General features: G+C 67.9%; 3 protein-coding genes and 1 tRNA gene. 2 read left to right on the forward strand and 2 right to left on the reverse strand.

What is annotated here, in order from left to right:
* Window positions 1-385: 385 nt before the first annotated feature.
* Window positions 386-460, reverse strand: a tRNA-Glu gene (locus FV222_RS19605).
* Between the two features lie 128 nt (window positions 461-588).
* Here FV222_RS19605 and FV222_RS19610 point away from each other — a divergent pair.
* Window positions 589-1,566, forward strand: coding sequence for an RluA family pseudouridine synthase (locus tag FV222_RS19610; protein ID WP_147751702.1), 978 nt, complete (start codon window positions 589-591; stop codon window positions 1,564-1,566).
* 238 nt (window positions 1,567-1,804) lie between these two features.
* A complete protein-coding gene (gene rpoH / locus FV222_RS19615) occupies window positions 1,805-2,689 on the forward strand; it encodes an RNA polymerase sigma factor RpoH (RefSeq protein WP_147728070.1) in 885 nt (294 codons plus the stop codon).
* Between the two features lie 100 nt (window positions 2,690-2,789).
* On the opposite strand, the gene FV222_RS29875 is transcribed toward rpoH, so the two are convergent.
* A partial coding sequence (locus FV222_RS29875) for a histidine kinase (RefSeq protein ID WP_187277389.1) occupies window positions 2,790-3,868 on the reverse strand: 1,079 nt, incomplete at its 5' end.

Raw genomic sequence — 3,868 nt, forward strand, 5'->3', positions numbered from 1 at the left:
ATCAGAACGTCCGCCTGACGTAGCTTCGCGACGATCTCCTCGGGCTTCGGGTGCTTTGCCATCTCGTCCGTCCTCCAGGCTCAAAAGCCATACCAAAGGGCGGACCACTTCAATGGGGGCGGACCACTAACGAAGACCGAGCTTGGCCGGATCCGGACGCAGCGGAGATCAGCCTCGGATACATCGACCACGTCGGGCGTCCAATGCGCGAGCACGTGACGTCGGGCGAGATACCAGCCTGAAAGGCGTGGTCCACGCGATCGTCGATCGGAAAGAGATCGAAGCGGACGTGATCCGCATCTTCGGCGACTTAAGAAAACTCGGAAACTTCCGCAACAGAGGCCGGCAGCACATCAAGCCCGGCGTTCGCAATTCTGCACAAAAGTGGCGCGCCCACGGGGAATCGAACCCCGGTCTGATCCGTGAGAGGGACCTGTCCTAACCGCTAGACGATGGGCGCGGTCGCTGCGGCTGATGAAGCTATCGGCCGGCGAGGCGTTCGTATAGCGACGGTGCGTCGAGGGAGCAAGACCCGGGCGGTGCCTTTTTCGCCGGGTCGTGAGGAGTGGCGTGTTGCAGGGTCTCGAGATCGAAGGCGAGCGTCAGGCGGTGATCGGGCCGGAGGCGGAGCGGGTGCGGCTCGACCGCGCCCTGGCGATCGCGTTCCCGGACGTCTCGCGGGCGCGGCTTCAGGATCTGGTGAAGGCGGGCCATGTCCGCCGTGACGGGGTGACCGTGCTCGATTCGGCGGTGAAGGTCGGGCCGGGCACGGTGCTGGCGGTGGTGCTGCCGGAGGCGGTGTCCGCCGAACCGCAGGCTGAGTCTCTCGACCTCGTCATCGCCTACGAGGACGACGACCTGGTGGTGATCGACAAGCCGGCCGGGCTGGTGGTCCACCCGGCGCCGGGACATGCGGCCGGCACGCTGGTCAACGCCTTGATCGGCCATTGCGGGGCGAGCCTGTCCGGCATCGGAGGCGTACGCCGGCCCGGCATCGTCCACCGCCTCGACAAGGACACCAGCGGCCTGATCGTCGTCGCGAAGAACGACGCGGCCCACAAGGGGCTCACCGCGCAGTTCGCCGACCACGGACGCAGCGGCCCTCTGGAGCGGGCCTACCTCGCCCTGGTCTGGGGCCTGCCGGAGCCGCGCGTCGGCACCATCGAGGCCAACCTCGACCGCAGCCGCAAGAATCGCGAGAAGATCGCGGTGGTACGCGGCGACGAGGGCCGGCATGCGGTGACGCACTACGCCGTGGAGGCTGCCTACGCGGAGGCCGCGCTGGTGCGCTGCCGGCTCGAGACCGGGCGCACGCACCAGATCCGCGTGCACATGACCCATCGCGGCCATCCGCTGCTGGGGGACGCGGTCTATGGCGGAGCCTTCATCACCAAGGCCGCTCGGTTGTCGGAGACGGCGCAGGGCGCGCTCCATACGCTCGGGCGACAGGCGCTGCACGCGGCACTACTGGGCTTCGCCCACCCGCGCACTGGGGAGCACCTTCGCTTCGAGAGCCAACTTCCGCCGGAGATGGCGAACTTGGTGGCGGCGCTAGCGAAGAGCTGAACGCTGTCGCAGCGATGCCACGGTCAAGGACTTGCGTGCGGAACCGCACCGAGACCCGCGACCGATCGTGACAGGTTCGACTTTCCGAAGCCGCGATGCGTTGAGTTTATGTTCTCGTCGCGGACCCGCTACCGGCCCGGAGCTTTCCCCACTAACATGGGGTTCGGAAAGCCGGCTTGAGAAGCGGCGCTCCGTACACAGCGTCCGCCCGATCGGGGGACCATCGAAGGAGATTGCCATGGCCGGCGCATTGCCCGTGCTCGCCAACGAAGGTGGCCTGTCGCGCTACCTCGACGAGATCCGCAAGTTCCCGATGCTGGAACCGACGGAAGAGTTCACGCTGGCCAAGAACTGGCGCGACGGCGGCGACCGCGAGGCGGCGCACCGCCTCGTCACGTCGCACCTGCGCCTCGTGGCGAAGATCGCCATGGGCTATCGCGGCTACGGCCTGCCGATCGGCGAGGTCGTGTCCGAGGGTAACGTCGGCCTGATGCAGGCGGTCAAGCGCTTCGATCCCGATAAGGGCTTTCGGCTTGCGACCTATGCGATGTGGTGGATCAAGGCGGCGATCCAGGAATACATCCTGCGGTCGTGGTCGCTCGTGAAGATGGGCACCACGGCCAACCAGAAGAAGCTGTTCTTCAACCTGCGTAAGGCGAAGGGCAAGATCTCGGCCCTTGAGGAAGGCGACCTGAAGCCCGATCAGGTCGCGCAGATCGCGACTCGGCTCGGCGTGCCCGAGCAGGACGTGATCGACATGAACCGGCGCCTGTCCGGCGACACCTCGCTTAACGCGCCCCTGCGCGAGGAGGGCGAGGGCGAGTGGCAGGATTGGCTCGTGGACAACGCTCCGAGCCAAGAGACGGTGCTAGCCGGCGAGCAGGAGGGCCAGAACCGGCTGTCGGCCCTGCGCGACGCGCTCTCGGTGCTAAATGCGCGCGAGCGGCGCATCTTCGAGGCACGCCGGCTCGCCGACGACCCGATCACCCTCGAAGACCTCTCCGGTGAGTTCGGCGTCTCGCGTGAGCGCGTGCGTCAGATCGAGGTGCGGGCGTTCGAGAAGGTACAGGAAGCCGTGAAACGCAACCTCGCCACGCGCGAGTTGCCGCGCATGGGTGCGTAAGGCGGGGCTCTCGCCAGGTTTGAACTTCCGACCCGCATCTCCCCTCCCCCCTTCCACCGGGCGGGGAGACCCGTTTTCGTTGCGTTTAGGACGGATCAGCTTACTTCCACTGGTCGAACGCATCCTGCACGACCTGTGTGCCGGCGTTGCCCTTCTCGAAGTTGACGACCGCGCGTTGGCCGTTGACGTAGCGGACCGCGAGGTCGAACCAGGGCTTGTGCAGCAGCAGGTCGGTGTTGCGATCGACGTCACCACGCAGCGACGACAGGCCGATCAGGAAGCGGTTGTCCGTCACGCGGATCGGCAGGCCCGACACTGGGGAGCCCCGGGCGGCTTCGTCGTCCTTGGCCTGAAGCAGGCCGATATCCTGCACCGCGCGTTTCTCGCCTTCGGTCCCCGTGTCGGTGAAGACGAGGTTGATCGTGTGCGACGCCGGAAGGGTCTGATCGAGGTTGCGCTGGATCGTCATCACCAGCGTCAGGCCGGCCTCCGGCACCGTGACCGTCGCGACGATCGCCGTCTCCAGGGGCTGGCCCTGCTCGCCCGGCACCGAATCAAGACGCCAGACCACGCGCCCAGCTGTCGAGATCGGCGCGGCGTTCGGGGTCGCCGTGTTCTCCTCGATCAGGACGGCGCGCTGCGCCACCGCGAGGCCGGGCTGGCTCGGCTGCGTCGAAGGATTGCGCGGGTTTGATGACGCCGTCGCCGGGGCGTTCGCCGACGGCGACGCCTTGGGAGCCGGATCACCGCCGACCCGATCGGAGTACTTCGTGTCGCCCGGGTCCTGCTGGGTCTCCGCCGTTTCTGCGCCCCCGGCGGGGAGGTTCGCCGGCTTGTCGCGCAGCAGGAAGGCCGCGACCGCGATCAGGCCGATCACCACGGTGAGGACGACGCCGACGAAGGCGTTGCGCAACAGTCGCGAGCGACCGCCACGCGGTGCCACCACGTCGATGCGCGGGCGCTGCCGGCCGTTGGCCGAATCGTTGGCCGCGATCGCATCGTTGGCCACCTCGGCCGGTGCGACGGTCTCGAGCTGAGCCTCGGGGACCGGATCCGGCACTTTCGCCTTGCGCGCAGTGATCGGAACGGGCGCCTCGCGCGGTTCCTCCGGCGGCAACGGGAGGAAGCTCGGCGGCGCCGCCGGCGGCAGGAACGGCGTCGGCTGGGGCGGCGGCGTGG

Source organism: Methylobacterium sp. WL103 (assembly GCF_008039885.1).
Taxonomy (GTDB): domain Bacteria; phylum Pseudomonadota; class Alphaproteobacteria; order Rhizobiales; family Beijerinckiaceae; genus Methylobacterium; species Methylobacterium cerastii.

Coding starts and splice junctions, on each gene's coding strand:
- rpoH (WP_147728070.1), top strand. CDS start 1,805: ATGGCCGGCGCATTGCCCGTGCTCGCCAACGAAGGTGGCCTGTCGCGC.